Annotated in this window: 11 protein-coding genes and 1 pseudogene; 7 read left to right on the top strand and 5 right to left on the bottom strand. The window is 72.9% G+C overall.

All coding sequences use genetic code 11. The features are described from left to right. Window positions 1–14 precede the first annotated feature (14 nt). The gene (locus AB0D48_RS22680; protein WP_362399723.1) at window positions 15–713 is read left to right on the top strand and encodes a hypothetical protein; all 699 of its coding nucleotides are present in this window, start codon (window positions 15–17) and stop codon (window positions 711–713) included. A gap of 6 nt (window positions 714–719) precedes the next feature. On the opposite strand, the pseudogene AB0D48_RS22675 reads toward AB0D48_RS22680, so the two are convergent. Continuing rightward, window positions 720–1,476, bottom strand: a pseudogene (locus AB0D48_RS22675) (polysaccharide lyase family 8 super-sandwich domain-containing protein); the annotation flags it as partial. A gap of 35 nt (window positions 1,477–1,511) precedes the next feature. Continuing rightward, window positions 1,512–2,771 (bottom strand): Gfo/Idh/MocA family oxidoreductase, encoded by a 1,260-nt coding sequence (locus tag AB0D48_RS22670; RefSeq protein ID WP_362399720.1) that lies wholly within the window; start codon window positions 2,769–2,771, stop codon window positions 1,512–1,514. A gap of 349 nt (window positions 2,772–3,120) precedes the next feature. Between AB0D48_RS22670 and AB0D48_RS22665 the strand changes: the two genes are divergently transcribed. After that, the gene (locus AB0D48_RS22665) at window positions 3,121–4,467 is read left to right on the top strand and encodes an AMP-binding protein (RefSeq protein WP_362399717.1); all 1,347 of its coding nucleotides are present in this window, start codon (window positions 3,121–3,123) and stop codon (window positions 4,465–4,467) included. Between the two features lie 124 nt (window positions 4,468–4,591). Next, on the top strand, window positions 4,592–5,251 hold the full coding sequence (locus tag AB0D48_RS22660; RefSeq protein WP_362399714.1) for a hypothetical protein: 660 nt from the start codon (window positions 4,592–4,594) through the stop codon (window positions 5,249–5,251). A 713-nt stretch (window positions 5,252–5,964) separates the two neighbouring features. Here AB0D48_RS22660 and AB0D48_RS22655 read toward each other — a convergent pair. Next, window positions 5,965–9,981 (bottom strand): tetratricopeptide repeat protein, encoded by a 4,017-nt coding sequence (locus tag AB0D48_RS22655; RefSeq protein ID WP_362399712.1) that lies wholly within the window; start codon window positions 9,979–9,981, stop codon window positions 5,965–5,967. Between the two features lie 186 nt (window positions 9,982–10,167). Between AB0D48_RS22655 and AB0D48_RS22650 the strand changes: the two genes are divergently transcribed. The 4 genes from AB0D48_RS22650 to AB0D48_RS22635 all read left to right on the top strand — a co-directional run bounded on the left by AB0D48_RS22650 (window position 10,168) and on the right by AB0D48_RS22635 (window position 16,179). Then, on the top strand, window positions 10,168–11,112 hold the full coding sequence (locus AB0D48_RS22650; RefSeq protein WP_362399709.1) for a nucleoside hydrolase: 945 nt from the start codon (window positions 10,168–10,170) through the stop codon (window positions 11,110–11,112). A 205-nt stretch (window positions 11,113–11,317) separates the two neighbouring features. Further along, entirely contained in the window at window positions 11,318–12,445 is a 1,128-nt protein-coding gene (locus tag AB0D48_RS22645) for an ATP-binding protein (protein ID WP_362399706.1), read from the top strand. Further along, complete coding sequence (locus tag AB0D48_RS22640) at window positions 12,433–13,107, top strand: response regulator transcription factor (RefSeq protein WP_362399703.1); 675 nt, start codon at window positions 12,433–12,435, stop codon at window positions 13,105–13,107. Before AB0D48_RS22645 ends, AB0D48_RS22640 begins: the two co-directional genes overlap by 13 nt. A gap of 111 nt (window positions 13,108–13,218) precedes the next feature. Then, on the top strand, window positions 13,219–16,179 hold the full coding sequence (locus AB0D48_RS22635; protein WP_362399700.1) for an AAA family ATPase: 2,961 nt from the start codon (window positions 13,219–13,221) through the stop codon (window positions 16,177–16,179). On the opposite strand, the gene AB0D48_RS22630 is transcribed toward AB0D48_RS22635, so the two are convergent. Together AB0D48_RS22630 and lanKC are read right to left on the bottom strand one after the other, a co-directional pair. Then, the gene (locus tag AB0D48_RS22630) at window positions 16,176–17,747 is read right to left on the bottom strand and encodes an ABC transporter ATP-binding protein (RefSeq protein WP_362399697.1); all 1,572 of its coding nucleotides are present in this window, start codon (window positions 17,745–17,747) and stop codon (window positions 16,176–16,178) included. The genes AB0D48_RS22635 and AB0D48_RS22630 overlap by 4 nt on opposite strands. Continuing rightward, window positions 17,744–20,437, bottom strand: a complete 2,694-nt coding sequence (gene lanKC / locus AB0D48_RS22625; RefSeq protein WP_362399694.1) for a class III lanthionine synthetase LanKC — start codon at window positions 20,435–20,437, stop codon at window positions 17,744–17,746. The genes AB0D48_RS22630 and lanKC overlap by 4 nt, the downstream gene beginning before the upstream one ends. Window positions 20,438–20,457 lie beyond the last annotated feature (20 nt).

Below are 20,457 nucleotides of genomic sequence, written 5' to 3'. Positions count from 1 at the left end.
AAGTCGCCTGATGGATGACGCTGAGTACCAAGGAGATCCCCGTGGCCCCGGACACCTGGCACGACCCCCCTCCTGCCCCTGCGGCGGCCGCCGCCCTGGGGGCCATCGAGAACGCCCTGAACACCGCGCCGCCCCGGTCCCGGGTCGGCGGACCGCACCCCGCCGACGGCGGCGGCGAAGCCCCGGACCCCAGCCAGGCCCTGGCCGCCCTGCTGCTCCTGCGGCAGGTCCGCGAGCGGCTGGCCGGCTGGGAGAGCGGGCTCATCGAGGCGGCCCGGGACGCGGGAGCGAGCTGGGCCGACCTCGCCCACCCCCTCGGCGTCGCCAGCCGGCAGGCCGCCGAGCGCCGCTACCTCCGCCTGCGTCCAGGGGCCGCCGGGAGCACCGGCGACCAGCGGGTACGGGCCACGCGCGACCACCGCGCGGCCGAGCGGACCGTCACGGCCTGGGCCCGCGCCAATGCGGCCGACCTGCGCCGGCTCGCCGCGGCGATCACCGCGGCGACGGGCCTGCCCGGCGCCGCCCGCGAATCCATCGCCCGCCTGGACGAGGCCCTCGGCGCGAACGACGCCGCCGGCATGGTCGGCCCGCTCGTCGCCGCCCGGCCCCACCTCCAGCCCGGCCACCCCGAACTCGCCGCCCGCATCGACGCGGTGACCCGGCAGACGGACCGGCTCCGCCAGGACAGTCACGAGCAGCGCAAGTCCGGCTGAGGCGGCTCAGCCCAGGGCGACCCTGATCCGCTGGGTGGCCCCCGCCCGGCCGGTGAGGTCCCCGAACGTGAGGGAGAGGGCGGAGCCGGTGGTGGCGGAGGTGACCGTGGCCGGTTCGGAGATCACCGAGGTGACGGGACGGTTCCATGTCACCGTGAGGTCCGTCCGCATCCGCATCGGGTCCGATACGCAGACGGTGGCCGTGCCGTCGCCGTGTTCCCGGACCAGGACGCAGGCGGGGTTGTCGGCGCTGAGGGTGCCGACCGTCCCGCCGAACAAGAAGTTGACGGCGGCGCCTTGAGCGTGGCCCCGCCGGGGAACACGTACCCGCCGTGTCCGGCGATCCGCGCCCACGTGGCTCCGCTGAAGGTGGCGGACCAGCCGAGGGCGGGGGACTGGGCGGGGCCGTTCACGGTGAGGGCGTGGGTGCCGGTGGCGCCGAGGTTTCGGTTCTCGACCACGGCCTCGACCGCGACGCCGTCGGTGCTGCGCACGGCACCCGCCAGGCAGACGACCGCGTCGGCCAGGCAGAAAACCAGGACTTCTTCGCGTACAGGGAGCTGGACAGCCCGCGCAGGAACTGCCCCAGGGAGGCGTACTCCCCGTCCGTGGCGCCTCCCACCCAGCGGACGTCCGGCCTCGGCAGGCCCCAGGCACCGCCCTCGGCATCGGCGAGCACCTTGCCGGAGACGGTCGTCCCCGGCAGCCGGTACGGGTCGACGGTGGGCCGGAAGCCGTCGGTGTACTGGCCGTTGGCGTACGTTAACCGTGTTGATCGATTGATCGATCGCGTCCCGTTCACGACTGGATGGTCTCAACGGTCCCGGCACGCCGGGCGCGTTCGGCGGCGAGCACGGTCAGGTGGCTGGTGAGGGATTCGCGCGGGCCTGATTTCACCAGCCCGGGGTTCCCGGTCGCGACGGCCCCGACGAAGGCGTCCATCAGGCCGGCGTCGCCGCCCCCGTGGCCGCCCGCGGTGTCCATCGTTCCTCCGCCGAGGCCGATGACCTCCTCCGTGCGGGTCAGGAAGTCGTAGACCCGCAATTGCCGTCCGTCCCCGCGGAGTTCGCCGCGCGTGCCGAAGATCCGGGTCTGGCGGTCCGCCTGCTCGGTGAACGCCGTCATGGTGAAGGTGGCCGTCGCCCCGGAGGCGAACTCCATGGCCACCACCTGGTGGTCGACCACGTCGTTGTCGCAGGCGTACACGCACCGCCCGTACGGGCCTTCCCGCAGCGCGGTCTCCAGGGCCTGCGGGGTGAACTCGTCGATCAGCACGCTCAACGGCCAGCCGTGCCTGCCCTGCGCGAGCCGGTCGCCGTAGTCGCGCTTGGCGGAGTACGGGCACGAGGCCTCGACCGCGCGGTCGCAGTCCAGGCAACGGCCTGCGGCGCCGGTGGGCTCGTTCCCGGGCCGGAAGTGCGACAGCCGCCCGAAGCTGGAGACGCGCGCCGGGGGGTGGCCGAGCACGTACTGCAGCCAGTCCAGATCGTGGCAGGACTTCGCCATCAGCATGGAGGTCGCCTCGTCCTCACGCCGCCAGTTGCCGCGTACGAACGAGTGGGCCTGGTGCCAGAAACCGACCGGCTCCAGGTGCTGGACACTGACGACGTCGCCGATGCGGCCGGAGCCGAGGACGCGCTTCAGTGCCCGCGTGTACGGGGTGTACCGCAGGACGTGGCCGACGGCGAGGATCACTCCGGCCTGCTCCACCGCGTCCACGATGCGCCGGCACTCGTCCTCCGTCAGTGCCATCGGCTTTTCGAGCAGGACGTGGTACCCGAGCGCGGCGAACGCCAGTACCGGCTCCAGGTGTTCACGGTCCAGCGTGCAGACCAATACCGCGTCCGCGACCCGGCCACGCGCCGCCAGCGCCCGCCAGTCGTCCACCGCGGCCCCGGCCTCCAGGGCGTGGACGGCCGCGAACCGGTCCCGCCGGACCTTCCGCGGCTCGGCCACCGCGACGACCGAAGCCCGCTCCGGATGGGCGAGCGCCCAGCGGGCGTACCCGGTCCCGCGGTCCCCGGCACCGACGACGGCAAGTGTGATTCCAGAGGGCATCCGTCCCGCTTTCCCCTGCCGAACCCGCCCGGAAGGCGCTCGGTGCGCGAGGCTAGCGATCCCGGATCACCGGGGCAAGACCCACTGGGCCCGCTCCGGGCCCGCTGAGATCGCCCGGACAGGGCCCGGGCCGGGGACGCGGCGTCACGGGGTTCCGCCGTGGCGTGCGGTCGAGTCGGACCAGGCTTGAGCATTCCTCCTGGTCAGGGGTGCTCATTGGTCTTTCTGCTGAGGGGATTCGGCGTTCATGGTGGGGAAGGCGCATTGTGCATCGGGGTGTTGAGGGTTTGGATTGAAAAACAAGGTCAAGACGGCGGGGTTGCTCCCCTGGGGTGAGGAGGGGGGCGAAATGGGGTCGCGTCCCATGCTCGACGGCTGTACTCCCTGGCCCGAGGTGTTCGTCGACCGCTACTGGGCGGCCGGGCACTGGCGTGGCAACACGCTCGACAACCTGCTGCGCGGCTGGGCCCTGCAGAACGGCGCGCGGACCGCGCTCGTACACGGCGGCACCCGCATCACGTACGCCGCCCTGAACCGGCGCGTGGACCGGATGGCCGCCGGATTCCGGCTGCGCGGCCTCCGGCCCGGGCAACGGGTCGTCGTGCAGCTGCCGAACGTCCCCGAGTTCGTCATCACCGTGTTCGCGCTGATGCGCGCCGGCGTGGTCCCCGTGTTGTGCCCCGTCTCGCACCGCGAGTCCGAGATGTCCCCCCTCGTGCGGGTCACCCAGGCCGCCGGCTACGTCGGTCCCTCGACGTACCAGGGCTTCGACCACACGGCGATGGCCGCGGACATCGCGGCCGAAGGTCCCTTTCTGCGGCGGGTGTTCACCCTTGAGGCGCCGGACGCCCCGTCCCCCTACGGCGGTCTGACGACCGACCCGTCGGGCTGTCAGTACTGCCCGCTGGGCTCCATCGACGCCCCGCCGGGGCCGGCCCTCACGCAGAGCGCCGACCAGGTGGCGTTCCTCTTCTCCGGCGGTACCACCGCGGCGCCCGGGCTCGTTCCGCGCACCCACAACGACTACGCCTACCAGGCGCGGGCCGCCGCCGAGCTGGTGTCGCTCACCGAGAACGACGTGTATCTCGCCGCGCTGCCCGCCGAGTCCAACTTCGCGTTCGGCTGCCCCGGCATCGTGGGCACCCTCTCCGTCGGCGGCACCGTCGTCCTGGCCGAGGACCCGGAACCCGCGCAATGCCTCCCGGTCATCGGACGGGAGCGGGTCACCATCACGTCGGTGGTGCCCGCCGTCGCCCGGCTCTGGCTCGACGCACTCCCCACGGCCCGGGCCGACCTGAGCAGCTTGCGTCTCGTGCAGATCGGCGGCGCGCCCCCGTACCGGGAGACAGCCGAAAGGATCGGTCCCGAATGGGGCTGTCGCCTGCAGCAGGTCTTCGGCACGGCGGCGGGGCTGCTCACCCTCACCCGGCCCGCCGATCCGGACGAGACCGTGCTCACCACGCAGGGCCGCCCCCTCTCATCCGACGACGAGATCCGCATCGTCGACGTCGACGGCAAGGACGTGCCCGACGGGGAGCCCGGCGAACTCCTCGCCCGCGGCCCGTACACCGTGCGGGGCTACTACCGGGCGCCCGACGACAATGCACGCGCCTTCACCCCCGACGGCTACTTCCGCACCGGCGACCTCGCGCGGCGCACCCCGGACGGCAATCTGGTGGTGACCGGCCGCCACTAGGACCTCCTGCGGTGGGTGGACCACTGTGATCAGTACGAGGGCGACTGGTGTACCTGTTGTACGGACGGGCATCCACCTGGATGATCACGTGACGACCAGCCCCCGTGGACCAAGGGCCTGACATATGGGAGCGACCGTGCAGTCGTTGCTCGCCGAGGTGGACCGGGCCGCGATCGACCGTTTCCTGTCGGCAGTCGACTCGGTGATGAACAGCAACACCTTGCTGCTGAAGGTCGAGGCCGATCAACCGCTGACCGTCGGCAACCGGCAGGGTGTGCTGGAGGCGTACCTGCGGAGCGACCTGTTCGAGCAGATGATGCTCGAAGCCGACCGCCAGCGCGAGTGGTACAACCTGAGCGGCTTCATCGCCGAGCCGGGAGAGAGCGGCGATGCGGCACCCGGGGGCGGCCCCGTCAGGTTGCTGCGCGAAGGCTTCCAGGCAGCAGTCACGCCTCTCGGAGAAGGGGAGTTCGCGCAGCGGTTGCACTGGATGCTCAGCCGGGCACCCTCCCCGTACAGCCGCCGCCTGCCCACGGCCGAGGCCGACCAGGTGGTGCAGGACTTCCTCCGCGAGGTTCTGGCTCCCGCGGGCCGCGACGGCGGTCCCGCCGAGTGGGGGTGGGCGTTCGCCTCCGTGGAGCCCGACTTCCTGCGCTCGTCGGAGTACTACACGCAGGAGCCCCCGCTGCGTCCCGTGTACTTCGACGGGTCCGAGAGCGATACCGCCACGCTCTTCCACCGAGGGCCGGTCTTCTGTCTGCTCCTGACGAACGGCTCACCGTAGCCGCGCGACCGGAGTGGAATTCAGCGCCGTGTACACGGCCGCAGCGCCCAGAACAACGCGGCCGTGACGGGCCGGGCATGTGGCGGATGTACCTCGATCTCGGGTCGAGTCTCCCTCCCCGGCCCCGGCAGACCTGGCAGCTGCCGGTCACCGGCCCCGCCACCGGCGTATGCGAAATCGGCGGCGCCGGTGACTGGGCGGCTTTCGTCGGGCGCTACCCGCTCGTCCGCGGCGACGAGGTCTACCCCGACTGGGCGAAGGCTGCCCGGGACTTCGCCGGGGTGCACATGACGCTCCGTGCGATCGTCGCGGCCAGGGGTTCCGGATCCCGGTGGCTGACGGCCTGGCCGCGGCGCCGTTCTGGGACATCGAATCAGTGTTGTGGCTGCGCCGGTGCTTCTCCACCCCGCGCCTGGTAGGGGTCACGCCGCCAGAACCCGCGGAGTGACGGCGGGCCGCCTTCTCGGAGAGTCCCTCGCTCGCCTGGCTCCTGGTGGCCGCAGACATGGAGGACCCGGCACGCTTGACCACCGAACCCGCCTCGTTCCCGGCGCCGGTACTTCGAGGAGTACCTCGGCGGGCTGCGTGCCGAGCGCCCGCCGGATCCTCTCACCGTCCGGCGCGGGCAGGCGTGGGTACGGGTACGGGTACGGGTACGGGTGCCGGTGCCGGTGCCGGTGCCGGTGCCGGTGCGGGTCTGTGGGGCTCGGCGTTCAGTCGGGCCGGCGGATTCCCCAACGCCGGCGGGGCTTGGGCCCGGTGGTCCGGCCGGCTCTGAACAGCGGGCCCCGGAGCACCTTGATGGCGTCCGCGTCGCCCGCGGCCGCGGCGCGCCGGTACCACTCCTCGGCCTCTCCCTGCCGGCCGTTGCCGAGCAGCACCGTGCCCAGGTTGACCATGGCGTTGACGTCTCCCGCTTCACCCGCGCGCCGCAGCCACGGCTCGGCCTCCCGCAGCCGGCCGGCATCGCAGAGCAGGCCGCCGAGCGGGCCCGCGGCCCTGACCTCCCCGGCTTCGACCGCGCGCCGCAGCCACGGCTCGGCCTCCCCGGACCGGCCGGTCCTGTCCAGCAGGAGCCCCAGGTTGATCATCGAGCCGGCGTCCCCGCCGTCGGCGGCGCGCCGCAGCCACGGCTCGGCCTCCTGCAGCCTGCCGCTCTCGCACAGCCGGATGGCCAGGGCGGCGGTGGCCGCCAGGTGGCCGGTTTCGGCCGCGCGGCGGTACCACCGCTCGGCCTCGTCCGCCCGCCCGGTGTTCTCCATCAGGACGGCGATGTCGTACAGGGCGCGGTCGAACCCGGCGTCGACGGCGCGCCGGTACCACTGTTCGGCCTCCTCCATCCGGCCAGCCCGGTAGAGCAGGGTTCCGAGGTTGCTCATCGAGGCCGCGTCACCGGCTTCGGCGGCACGCCGGAGGAACTGCTCGGACTCTCCGGCCCGGTTGCGCTCGTGCAGGACGACGCCCAAGGCGCTGGTGGCGCGGAGGTGGCCCGCCTCGGCGGCGCGGCGGTACCACTGCTCGGCCTCGTCCGCCCGCCGGGTGGACTCCAGAAGGAGGCCGAGCTCGTACATGGCGGCGTCGTCACCCGCCTCGGCGGCCCGCCGCAGCCACGGCTCGGCCTGGCCTCCCCGGCCGGTTCTCGCCAGTTGTTCGCCGAGCCGGCTCATGGCCGTGACGTCGCCGGCCCGGGCGGACCGCTCCAGCCACGGCTCGGCCTCCTCCGCCCGGCCCATGAGGAGCAGCGTCGCGGCCAGCAGGGTGATGCCCGTGGGGTGGCCGGTTTCCGCGGCCCGCCGGTACCAAGGCTCGGCCTCCTCCATCCGCTCGGCCTTCGCCAGCAGGTAACCGAGGTCGATCATCGCGGGCACGTGACCGGCTTCCGCCTCTGCCCGGAAGACCCGTTCGAGCTCCTCCGTCTCGCGGGGGCCCGCGCCTTTCGCCTTCGCCCGCTGCTTGGCGGCGCGGAGACGGAAATGGCTGGCTTCGTCGGTACGGCCGAGTCGCGCGAGCAGGTCGGCGAAGATGCCGTAGCCGCCGAGCAGGTCGTCGGTGAACCCCTCCGGATCGTGCTCGGCGAGGTCACGGCAAATCTGGACCGCGCGGGCGGCCGCCGTGAGCGCGTGGTTCAGGTCGGCGTCCAATTCGCTCCTGACCAGCGCGAAGCCCGTCAGCGCACGGGCCAGGCCGGGGAGATGGGCGTCACGGTCGGTGTCGGCCAGCTCCTCGCACAGCTCGACGGCCCACAGGGAGTGCTCCAGGGCCTGCTCCCGCTGCCCGGCGTGTGCCAGGTTTCCCGCGTGGTTGCAGTGTGCTGCGGCCAGGCCGGGCAGGTGGACGACGGGGTCGGCGTCGGCCTCCGCCGCCTTGCGCCATACCTCGACGGCGCGCCAGGACCACTCCAAGGACTCCTCCCCGCGCTTCCCGGCCTTCCACAGGTGGCCCACGTGGGTGGTCAGCGCCTCGGCCAGGGCGGGCAGGTAGGCGGGGCTGGTCTCGGCCAGCTTGCGGTAGTTCTCGACGGCCAGTGCGGAGCCCTCCACGGCCGTTGCCGGGTTCCCGGCCCACGACCGCCGGATCGAGTCGTTGTGCAACAGCCGGGTCATCATGGGCCAGTAGATCTCCGGATCCGCCTCGGCGAGGGTCCAGTAGTGTTCGCCGGCCCGCTGGGAGTGGTCCAGCGCCTCCCCGTGCCGTCCGGCCTCCGCGAGCAGGGTGGCGTGGTTGTCCAGTGCCCCCGCCAGCGAGGTGCGGTAGGTCCCCGGGTGTGCCGCGGACAGCTTCTGCAACAAGGTGACGGCGCGCTCGGAGGTTTCCCGGGCCTCCGCCCGCCGTCCGGCCTGCACCAGTCTGTTCGCGTGATTGGCCAGTGCCTCCGCCAACAGCGGCAGGTGTGCCTCGGGGTCGGCCCGGGCCAGCATGCCGTAGCGGTCGACGGCCTTTTGGGAATGGTCCAGGGCCTCCGCCCGGCGCCCGGCGTGCGCCAGGGCGATCGCGAGGGCGGACAGGGTCCCGGCCAGATCGCGCGAGTGGGCTTCCGGGTCCGCCCGGGCCAGTTCGCCGTAGAGGTCCGCGGCCCGCTGGGCGTAGTCGAGGGCCTCCGCCCGCCGTCCGGCGTGACGGAGCTTCATTTCCAGGTGCCGGTACAGCAGGGCCCGTTCGGCGTCGGTGGAGCCGGGCTCGGTGAGGGCGGCGTAGCGCATGGCGACGGCGGCGAGCCCGGCGTCCAGGTTGACCTGCGGCAGCACGCCCACCTTGGTGAACGCGGCGACTTCGATGGCCCGCAGGACGGCCCTGTCCGCGCTGTTGATACCGGCGATGGCCACCAGCGCGGCGCTCCCGGCGTCGAGGGCTATGTCCGCTCTCTCCCGCAGCAGGGGGAAGAGGACCTTCTCGGCCAGGTGGGGCCACCGGTCGGCCGCCGAGGCCAGCAGGGTGACGGCGCGCGGGGCGCATGCGGCGGTGCCGGGCGAGGTCAGCAGCGCCTTCGGAACCCCCGTCGCCCAGGCGTCCGCGCGGTATCCGCCGACCGCGTGGCCCGGCACGGTCAAGGCCAGGAAGTCCTCGGCCAGCCGGTCGGGATACAGCGGTTCGAGGACGGTCTGCGGATCGAGCGGCGGGTAGCAGCGTGCGTGGTCGCGCAGCAGGGACCGTACGGTCTCGGGCGCGGTGGCCAGGGCGGCCCGCTCCAGCGCCGCCGCACCGGCCTCCCAGGCGGAGGCCCCGGTCAGGGCAGCGACGAACGCCACGCTCGCCATGTCGTCCGGTGACGTACGGAAATCCAGCCCCGCCGCGGCGTTCTCGTACAGCCGTGCCCAGTGCTCTTGTTCCCGCTCCAGCAGATAGGCCGACAGACCGGCCGTGTCCTGAGGAGGCCTGCGGCCGTGGACGTGGGCGTCGACGGCGACCAGGGCGGCCATGTGCACGGTGAGGGTGAGCCCGAAAGCGGGGTGTTCCAGCGGAAGGGACGAGAGGGCCGTGGCGGCGTCGGGCCGCCGGTACAGCTCGGAGAACCTGGTGCGGGCGGCGGCGAACACCTGCTCCCGGCCGCCGGGGTCCGCGGGCAGGGCCTCCAGCTCCCGGTCCGAGGTCGCGGCACGGTCGCCGATCATCGACTTCACCGCGGGCCACGCGTGGGCGGTGCGGGCCAGCAGCAGCACGCGCACCGGTGTCCGCCGCCCGGGGCCGCCGCCGAGCACGCTGTTCGCGAACAGCCAGGTCAGGTCCCGCAGGGGCCAGCGGTCGGCGTAGTCCACCAGGACCAGCAGTCCGCGGCGATCCCCGACGCGGCCGTCATGGCTGCCCCCGGACTCCGGGACCACCGCGCCGCCGTGCCGGGCGACGATCGTCTTCCAGCCGCGCCGGGCAGAGGACGCGGCCAGCTCATCGGCCAACCGGGTCTTGCCCCGCCCGCCGGGGCCGTGCAGCCAGCGGACCGCCAGGCCCGCGTCGCCGCTGTCGCACCAGTCCGCCAGCTCGCGCAGTTCGGCCTCGCGGCCGGTGAAGGGCACGACCGCGTTGCCCGCGTTGAGCAGCCGACTGGGCTGTCCGGCCCACGCGGGGTGGGGTTCCCCGGCCGGCGGCTCGTGCTCCGTCAGGAGGTACACCGGCCGGCCGTCTCCGTACACGTGCACGTCCGCGTGGATCGCGCCGTACGCGAACCCGCCGAAGGCGTATACGTTCTGGACGATCCTGGCGCTTCCCGCACCGTCCGGTAAGCCGGGAGCGGTCACCTCTGCCCTCCGTGTCCTGTGTCCGGAGAGAGGCCTCGGCCGCCACCTCCTGCCCCGACGCTACGAGGCCGCCCCGCCCCGACGCAGCCGGATCGCAAAAACACCCGCGAAGATCGACCGGAGTACCCGGCACGGGGCGAAGGGGCAGACTGGTGGCCCGGACGCCCGATATGCCGAGGAGTGAGCGTGCCCGTTCCGATCATCATCGACTGCGATCCCGGCCACGACGACGCCCTCGCGATCATGCTGGCGGCGGCCGATCCCGCGGTCGACCTGCTCGCGATCACCACGGTCGCCGGCAACCAGACGCTCGCCAAGACGACCCTGAACGCGCGCCGGGTCTGTACGGTCGCGGGCATCACCGGCGTGCCCATCGCGCCGGGCTGCGACCGCCCGCTGCTCCAGCCGCTGGTGGTCGCCGACGACGTCCACGGGGAATCCGGCATGGACGGGCCGCGGTTCCCCGAACCCACCGTGGACGCGGTCCCCGAACATGCGGTGGACCTCATCCACCGGATCCTGACCACGCACCCGGAGCCCGTCACCCTCGTACCGACCGCGCCCCTGACCAACATCGCCCTGCTGCTGACCCGGCATCCCGACGTGGTCCCGTACATCCGCGAGATCGTCCTCATGGGCGGTTCCACCGAGCGCGGCAACCGGACCCCGGCCGCCGAGTTCAACATCCAGACCGACCCCGAGGCCGCGGACATCGTCTTCCGCAGCGGTGTGCCGATCACCATGTGCGGCCTCAACGCGACCCACCAGGCGCTCGCCACACCCGAGGTGGTGGCGCGCTTCGAAGGGCTCGGCACGGATCTCGGGCGCGTCTGCGCCGAGTTGATGACCTTCTTCGCCTCCACCTACCGCCGGCTGTGGGGCTTCGCGAGTCCGCCGCTGCACGACCCGGTCGCCGTCGCCCGCGTCATCGATCCGGCCATCGTGCGCTGCGTCCCGGCGGGCGTGGTCGTGGAGCTGCGCGGGCAGTACACGCGGGGGGCGACGGTCGTCGACCTCCACCGGTCCCTGGACCTCCCGGTCAACGCGCAGGTCGCGGTGGCCGTGGACGCCGGCCTGTTCTGGGACCGGATGATCGCCGCGGTGGCGGCGCTGGGCTCCCGGACCGCCTGAAGAGGGTTTCCGGATAGCGCTCTCGGCATGTACACGCTGGGGCACAATGCGTGACGTCAGTGACCATCGTGGGCAGCACGGCCCCACCCCGTTGTGCACGGGATCACGTCCGGGGCTCTGCGGTGCTCCGGTTCGGAGAGGCGTGGCTGTGGCGGTTGGCTCCTTACCGATACGGCGATTACGGGTACGGCGGGGGACGACGGGAGTGGGGTCGGGGCTGCAGCGCGCCCAGTCCTTCATGATCGTGGCCACCCTGCTCTACCGCGCGAGCCATCTGACGGTCGGCGTCCTCGCGGTGGCTCAGCGCCAGCGGGACATTCCCCTGCAGTACGCGGGGCTCGCCGCGGCTGTGGGGCTGAGCGCGCTGGGCTACGGCACGGCCCGGCGACGGGGCTGGTTCGACCGGCGGTACGTCTGGGCGGACGTCCTGGTCGTCGGGTGCGCGCTGCCGTACGCCCTCATCGCGTGGGGCGGTGTCAGGGAACCCCCCCTGCTCGCCTGGGCGATGCTGCTCGGCGGATCGGCGAGCGCCGTCGCGGCCATCGCCCTCGAACGGGCCCACGCCCTCGCCGCCATCGCGCTCCTCGTGGTGACCCACTTCATCGGCTACCGGGCGGTGAACGCGAACCCCGCGATCGTCGTCGGACACGTCAGCTCGCTGCTGTCCTCGGCCGTGATGGTCTGGGTCTTCTGGTGGTACCTGCGCCGCCAGGGACGTCTCCTCGACGAGGCCAACGCCCGTGCGCTGGCCGCCGAGGCGCACAAGGCGCGCTACGCCGAGCGGCTGGAACACCACCGGGCGCTGCACGACACCGTGCTCGCGACGCTGACCACCCTCGCGGCCGGCGGGCTCGACGCCAACGCCCCCGAGGTGAGGGAACGTTGCGCCCGCGAGGCCGCGTACCTGCGCCGGCTGATCCAGCAGACCGCCGACGAGGTCCACCACCGGGAGATCGGCGCTGCCTTGGAGGAGGCGGTCGGGTCCGTGGAGAGCCTGCAACTGCGGGTCACCGCCCAGTACCACGACCTGCCGCAGGTGCCGCCCGAGGTCGCCGCCGCGTTCGCGGACGCGGCGCGGGAGGCGCTCAACAACGTACGGCGGCACGCGGGCACCGGACACGCCTACCTCACCGCGACCGGGGACGCCGACGGGCGTGGGGGAGCGGTCGTCACCGTGGTCGACCAGGGTCCCGGCTTCGATCCCGAGCGTTGCGTGCCCGGCCTCGGGCTGCGCGGTTCGGTCCGCGGCCGGATGGCGGAGGTGGGCGGCCGGGCGACCGTGGACGCCGCTCCCGGTGAGGGGGTACGGGTGGAGCTGAGATGGCCCGGGTGATCACCGTCGCCGTGGTCGACGACGACCGGATGCTCCTCGACGGCATGCGGGCCTGGCTGGGAGGGGTCCCCGAGCTGCGGCTGGTGGCGACCGTGGCCACCGTCGGCGAGCTCCTCGGCACGCCGGACACGGAACTCCCTTACCGGCCGGGCGAGTCGGTGTACGACCCGCCCGACGTGGTCCTCCTCGACCTCGCGCTGCGCGACGGCTCCGCCCCCGCCGGCAACATCCGTCGGCTGTTGCGTTCCGGAAGCCGGGTCCTGATGATCAGCACCGTTCCGGACCGCTCCCGGATCATCGAGTCGGTCCGGGCCGGCGCCGACGGCTACCTGACCAAGGACAACGACCTTCCGACACTGGTCGCCGCGATCAAGGACGTCGCGGCGGGCCGGGGCGCCCACTCCGTGGAACTCGCCTTCGCCTGCGCGCACGACAACGGCCCCGCCCGTCCCCGGCTCTCGCCCCGGGAGCGGCAGATCCTGCTCGACTACGCCTCCGGGCTGACCCTGAAGTCCGCCGCCCGGCGCGCGGGCATCACGGTCTACACGGCCAAGGACTACCTGGACCGGGTGAAGGCCAAGTACCAGCAGGCGGGCCGTCCCGCTCACACCAAGCTCGACCTGGCCCGGCGGGTACGCGAGGACAGCCTCGAAGGGAGCTGACCACCCGGCGCAAGCCCCCCAAACGGACGGCTACCGGCAAGGGCCGCCCCCTCCCTATCGTCGTCCCCGGCGGCGTCGAGGAAGGCCCGCCGGGGGTAGGGGGATGAGCCGGTGTCCGATTTCTGGCCGACCTTGACGGACGACGCGTTCCGCACCACGACGGGCCCCGACGGCCGTCACCCGGGACGGGGGGAACTCCTCGGGCGGGAAGCCGAGATGGGGGAGGTGGCGACCTCGCTGGCCGCCGCCAGGTCGGGGCGGGGCGGAGCCGTCTTCGTCACCGGCGAGCCGGGGGTCGGCAAGACCCGGCTCGCCGCCGAGGCCGTCGCCGCCGCGGGGGAGGCGGCCATGGTCACGGCGCAGGGGCGGGCGAGCACAGTGGGCTCGCCCGTCCCGTACCGCCCGCTGGTCGAAGCGCTGCTCTCGCTGGCCCGCGGCGGCGTGCTGCCGGACCCGCACGAGCTGGGCCGCTACGGGCCGGTCGTCGCCCGCCTGCTGACCGACACCGGGGGCCCGGGAGGCGCCGCCGCGTCACACCTCATGGTCGCCGAGGCGGTGCTGCGCCTGATCGCCGTCATCGGACAGAGGCGGGGCTGCCTGCTGGTCCTGGACGATCTGCACGACGCCGACGCCGGGACCCTCGCCGTCGTCGAGTACCTGCTGGACAACATCGGGCAGCAGCCCGCCGTGCTCCTGCTCACCGCGGGGCGCGAATCCTGCGTGGCGGCCGAGCTGGCCGCGCGGGCCCGCCAGCGCGGGGCGGCGGTGATCCTCGACCTGCGCCCCCTCGGCCGCACCCACGTGCACGACCTCGTCGCGGCCGAGCTGGGCATCGCCCCGGCCGAGGTCGGCCCCGAGCTCGTCCACCGCGTGCTGAGCGGCAGCGCGGGGATCCCGTTCGTGGTCAAGGAGCTCGTCCAGGACCTCCTCGGCGGCGCCGTCGGCGGTAGCCGGACGCAGACCCCCCTCGCCGTCCCCGCGTCCGTCACGGACAGCGTCAGGCGCCGGGCCGAGGAGCTGGGGCAGCCCGGTGTGGAATTCCTGGGGATGGCAGCCCTGTTCGGACAGCGCTTCCCGCTGCCGGTGCTCCAGCACGCGCTGGGCTGTGACCACAAGGACCTGTCCGCGATCCTGCGCGCGGGGGTCGCGTCCTACCTGATCGTGCCGGACCGGTCGAGCGCGCACTGGTACGCGTTCCGGAACCGGCTGGTGGCGCGGGCCCTGCTGGACGACCTCGGACCGGGTGAGCGCGCCGGCTACGCGACGAGGGCGGCGCGCGCACTGGCCGAGCTGCACCCGGGTCTGCCCGGAGCGTGGTGCGCACACGCCGCCGGGCTGTACGGGCACGCGGGCGACACCCCGGAGGCCATCCGCCTGTACTGCGAGGCGGCGGGGCGGGCGATGACCGAGGGCACCGTGGACCGGGCGGTGGCGCTGCTGACCCGGGCACAGCGACTCGTCGACCCCGGCACCGCGCCCGAACCGCACGCCACGGTGCTGGAACACCTGCTGGACGCCGTCACCTGCTCGGCCCGGTTCGACCGGGTACCCGCCCTGGCCGCCGGCGTGGAAGCCCTGGGCGGCGACCACGGCATACCCGCCCAGCGCCGGGCGGGGCTCCACGCACGGCTCGCCGACATCGCCACCCTGATGGGACGGCCGGCGGAAGCCCACCGGCACGTGGACATCGCCCGATGGCTGCTCGGCGCCAGCCCGGCTCCGGCCCCTGCCGCCCTCGTGGACCTCGCCGCGGCCCACGTGGAGCTGAGCCGGTTCGCGCCCGACCGGCTGGCCACCGCCGCCGGGTTCGCCCGCCGGGCGGCGGACGCCGCCCACCGCGCCGGGCTGCCGGAAGTGGCCTGCAGAGCTCTGCTCGTGCTCGGGGAACTGGCCTGGGAACGGGACGAGCCGACCGCGACGGCCCACTTCACGGATGCCTGCGCGATCGCCCACGCGCGCCGGCTCCCCGCACTCAGGGTGTCCGCCGAGACGTACCTGGCCAGGATCGCGGCGCGGCGCGACGGCCGGCCCGCCCGGGTCGAACAGGCCCGGCAGGAGGCCGTACGGATGGGCCTGTTGCCCCTGGCGCACGAGACCGGCTTCGTCCTCGCCCTGGACCAGATCCAGCGCGGCGCGTTCGAGGCGGCCCGGGACCGGATCCGCGAGGGGGCGGCCGAAACGACGCGGCTGAGGCTGGGCCGGGCCCTGTCCCTGCTGCGGCTGGCCGACGCGGTGCGCTGCGCCCACCAGGGCCGGCGCACCGAGATGGAGGAGGCGCTGCAGCAGCTGGCCCCGCTGATCGACGCCGCGCCGGGCCTGCGGTCCATGGCGTACGGCTTGGCGCGGGCGTTCTGTTCACTGCTGGAGGAGAGGCACGACGCCGCCGAGCAGGAGTTCGCGCAGGCCCTCGCGTACGACGCGGAGAACCCGGCGACCGGCGAGTTCGGCAAGCACGGCGTCATCCTGCTGCTGGGTGTGCTGGCCGGGCGCATGGGCCGGCGGCACTACACGAACGTGGTGGAGGCCGACGTCAGCGGTGCCCGCTGGAACCGCCAGTTCACCGGCCTGGCGCACGCCGTACTGCTGGGCCGCGAGGGCCGCCCCGGCGAGGCGACGGCCGCCGCGCGTGCGGCGCTGGAAGCGGCCGAGCTCTACCCCATGGCACGCCACCTGTGTCTGCGCCTGGTCGCGCGGCCGGCGTACGAGGACGGGTGGGGCGCGCCGGTCGACTGGTTGCGCGAGGCGGAGGAGTACTTCCACGGCGCCGGCCTCCAGTCGGTCGTCGGCGCCTGCCGGTCCCTGCTCCGCGGGATGGGCGCACCGGTCCGGCAACGGCGCACGGGCACCGAGCAGGTGCCGCCGGACCTGCGCCGGTGCGGCATCACCGTCCGCGAGTTCGAGGTGGCCCGGCTGCTCGCCGAGCGGATCGGCAACAAGGACATCGCCGGCCGGTTGCACATCTCGCCGCGCACCGTCGAGAAGCACGTGGCGAGCCTCCTCCAGAAGACCGGCCACCCCAACCGGTCTGCCTTCGCCTCGGCCGCCCGTGACCTGGTCATGCGACCGGTCTAGACCCTGTCGTCAACGTCCCGCCCGGCCCCCGAGTTTGACGGCAGGGCCCAGGACAGGGCGGGCGTCGCCGTCAAGGTCGCCACCCGGTCGAAGCGGCCGTCGAGTTCCTCGTCCCCGTGGTGCACGACGAGCAGGGCGCGGCCCGCGGTCCGCTCCTGCAAGGTCCGGAGCACCAGGTCCCTGCCGTTCTCGTCGAGGTTCGAGAACGGCTCGTCGGCGAGGTACACGTCCGCGTCCTCGCACAGGAGCGCGGCGACCCCGACCCGTTGGCGCTGGCCCGACGACAGCTCCGAGGGCAGCTGGTCGGCCAGGGCGTCCAGGCCCATCGAGGTGCGCAGTCGTTCGTCGGCGACCAGGTTGCGCACCGGCAGCGGCGGCAGGTTCACCGGAGTGGTCAGGCTCGCCACCCGGGGCGGCAGGATCACCGCGCCGGCGTCGGGGGCGAGCGTCCCGGAGATGACGTGCAGGAGGGTGGTCTTTCCGCAGCCGTTGGGGCCGCGGAGCAGCACGTGTTCGCCGGCGCGCAGCTCGAAGTCGTCGATCGACACCTCGGCGCCGTCGCCGTACCCGACCCGGGCCCCGCGGACCAGCACCAGGGATCCCTCGTCGTGGTACGGCGCCCGGCGCGAGCCGCGCAGCGTCTCGATCCGCTTGAGGACGGCCGAGTTCCGGCGGACCTGCGGAATCATGTTGATGAGGTCGAAGATCCCGGTGACGGCCCGCCACAGCGAGTTCACGAACGCCAGGAAGCTGCCGAACGACATCCTGCCCGAGAAGACGAAGAAGGCTCCGATGACCATCGAAGCGGTGTCCGACAGGTTCATGACCAGGTCGCTGAGGGTCCGCTGCTTCAGCGACAGCCGGTAGTTGACGAAGGTGATGCCGAGGAATCCGCGCAGCGCGTCCTGGTTCGCCGCACGGGTGCCGGGCAGCAGCGACGGCAGACCGCGCAGCGCGTGGAAGGACTCCAGCGTCCGGGTCAGGCTGTTGATGTACCGTGCCTCCGCCTCCCGTTCGGGCTCGGTGTTGTCCTCGATCCGCTTGGCCAGCCGGTTGCTCACGAGCACCAGCGGCGGCACGATGACCAGCAGGATGAGGCTGGCCTGCCAGGACAGGTACAACAGCACGCCGAGGAAGACGACCGAGGCGACCGTCTGCCGGGCGATCCGGATGCAGACGTCGACGGCCGGCAGGACGCCCTCGGAGACGTCGTTGTGGATCCGGCTGACGTAGGAGGCGTTGCCCGCCTCCGACACCGTGCGTCCGTCCAGGCCGAGCGTGCGGCCCAGCAGCTCCGTCTCCAGCACCAGCGTGAACGTGTTTTCGTACCGCTTGCGCCACCAGGAGATCCAGTAACCCGCGAGGTTGAGGGTCAGGCCGAGCAGCAGGTAGCAGGCGCCGAGGACGAGGAACCGGCGGAAGTCCGCGGTCAGGATCGCCTGGTCGAACAGGGCCTTGAGCAGGAGCGGGTGCAGCAGTGCCTCGAGCCCGCCCGTGGTCGCCTCGGCGGCGATGATCACGACGAACGGGCCCCGGTGACCCCGCAGGGTGCGCCACAGCTGGTTCACCGGGCGGCCTCGTCCAGGAGGAAGTCGGCCGGACCGCCGCTGTTCACGCGGTGGAGCACCCGCAGCACGCCCGCCGACCCCGTCAGGTAGTCGGTCGAGCAGCGCAGCAGGCCCTCACCCGGGACGCCCAGCAGGGTCTGCCCGTCGCGGCGCGGCACCGCGAAGTGCTCGGCGGGCTCGAAGAGGAACACCTTCCGGACGAAGTCGAGCTGGCGCAGGGCGGTGTCGCGGTACGACCGGTCTCCGGTGAACCGGGCCGCGTCCAGCAGCGCGTCGGCGACGCCGCTCATGCCGAAGGCGTACCCGGGCAGCACCGAGTGCCTGATGTCCAGCCCGCGCAGGACCGTCCGCGCGGAGTCGAGGTCGCCGTAGCGCAGCAGCACCTGTGCCACGCCCGCGGACCCCACCTCGATGTACGGCTCCATGGTCCCTTCGTGCTCGAACATGACCGGGCTGCCCTCGACATCCGGGTCCAGCGGCTTGGCGTGGGCCATCTCCCAGGCGAGCGCGTCCCGCCCGAGCCGCAGATAGTGTTCCTCCCCCGTGACCTGGTGCATCCGCAACAGGAACATCGCCACCCCGGCCTGCCCGAAGCCGAGGCCCGTCAGCGGCTCTTCGGTCGCGAATCCGTTCAGCCAGTAGGCCTGCCCGCCGTCGCGGTGCGCCGAATCGCACAGCGCACGCGCGCACTCCGTCGCGGCGGCGAGATCGCGCGGGTCGCGGCCGCGCAGGAAGAAGTGCAGATTGGTCATCCCCAGCCCGGAGAGGCCGTAGTAGAAGGTGTGGTCGCCGGTCCTGGGCCCGCGCCGGTTGGCCTGTGCCAGCAACTCCCTGGCCTGGGTCCGCAGCCCGAGCGAGTCGGCCGCCCAGGCGATGCCGGCAAGGCCGCTCATCAGGCCGTCCGGGTACTCGGCCACGTCGATGCCGGCCAGCTTGTCGCTCAGCCAGTCACGCCATTCGGGCCGGACCGGGACACCGGAGGCGTTCAGCGACCACAGGACGCCGCTCGCCCCGAAGCCGAGGCTCAGCGGGTTGGTGACGTGCGCGAACGGGTCCACCGGGAAGAGCGATTCCCGGTCGCCGTCGGCGACGGCGCCGACGAACGCGGCCACCCCGGCTTCGGCCTCCGCGAGCCCGAGCCGCTCCTCGACGACCGGGCGCGGCGGCGCGGCCCGGACCTGCCCGAGCAGCTCCGCCTCGTCGTCCAGGGCTTCGAGCACCTCGTCGAGGGTGATCCGGGCCTGGGCCAGCTCGGTGAGCAGCTGGTGGATCCGCTCCGGCCAGGCCAGGCCGTCGATGAAGATCCGGTACGTGTCGAGGACGTCCTCGCGCAGGTACGACATCGCCGCGATCGGGAAGATGAAGTACGCCATGGTGTTCGCCAGACCGTACAGATCGCCTTCCGTTCCGAACGCCTCGAAGCGGTTCCGGGACAGGCTGAAACCCGGGGTGAAGAGCTCGACCGGCTTCTCCAGCGGCGCATCGCCGTCGCCGGCCCCGAACAGCCGGCACGCCTCCAGGTCGACGATGGTCACCGCGTAGGTGTCGGGGTCGATGAGGAGGTTCGCGGGGGTGAAGTCGCCGAGGATCACCTGGCGCTCGTGGGCGGCGCGGATCGCCCGCGCCAGCCCGCGGAAGACGGCGATGAAGATCTTCAGGAACTCGCGCGACTGCTCGACGTCGAACCCCGGCCGCGCGAGCGGGTTGCGTTCGAGCAGCACCGAGCGGATGTCGGAGCCGTCGATGAACTCCTCGGCTATGTAGTGGTGCTCCCAGTGCTGGAACAGGGCGATCGGAGCGGGATACGAGCCGGCGTCGGCCAGCCGGTTCAGGAACATCCACTCCCGGGCGAGGATGCCCACGGCGTCGTGGTCCTGACGCGGGTTGATGTTGGTGTGCGGGCGGGCTTCCTTGAGCACCACCGGCCGGTCGTCGTCCGCCGTGTCCTCGGCCGTGTACACGCCGCCGCTGTTGGAGAACTGGAGCGCCCCGGTCACCCGGAAACGGCCCCCGAGCAAGCCGTCCTCCTCCTCGTCGTCGTCCGCGGGCTTCCAGTCGGTGAACGGCCAGGGGACCCACCACGGCTGGGCGAACCCGGGGCGCCTGTCGTCCGGGACGGCTCCGTCCGGTCCGTCGATGTGCGGCACCCGCCGGCCGAGGACGTCGACGGTGTGGGCGGGGAGGAACTGGCCGTACCGGAAGTAGAGCGCCTTGTTGTCGCGGTACCGCAGGTCCGACAGGACGTAGGCCCCCTCGGCGCCCTCCAGGATGCGGGCCAGGTCGGCCAGGCAGGCCCGGAACTCGTCGTCGTCGCGAGGGTAGACGGTGACGAGCTTGCCGCCACTGCCCCGGGACATGGCCTTGGAGTTGAGCATTTCGAAGACGTTGAGGTCGAGAGCGATCTTGAAGTCGATCTCGTGCGCCACGAGATGTCCGATCACCGCGGAGGCGACCTCGCGCACGTTGTGCTGACTCGCCGACACGTGGATCTTCCAGCCCTGCGCCGGCAGGTCCGGGTTGTGCCGATGGCTCCACCAGATGCCGCTGCGGACGAATCGCGCCCGGACCTGCTCGTCGAGTCCGGCGAGGAAGTGATCGGCCCTCGGCTCGTAGGAGACGTCGAGCGGGTCGAAGAACAGCGTGTCGTTCCAGGCGAAGAGGAACCGGTAGACCCATCGTTCGTTGCGCATCTCAGCCTCTGTGTTCGTCC

The sequence above is a fragment of the Streptomyces sp. NPDC048269 genome (assembly GCF_040652395.1).
GTDB lineage: Bacteria > Actinomycetota > Actinomycetes > Streptomycetales > Streptomycetaceae > Streptomyces.
Note: the sequence above shows the minus strand (reverse complement) of the source record. Positions and strands in the feature narration are given on the sequence as shown.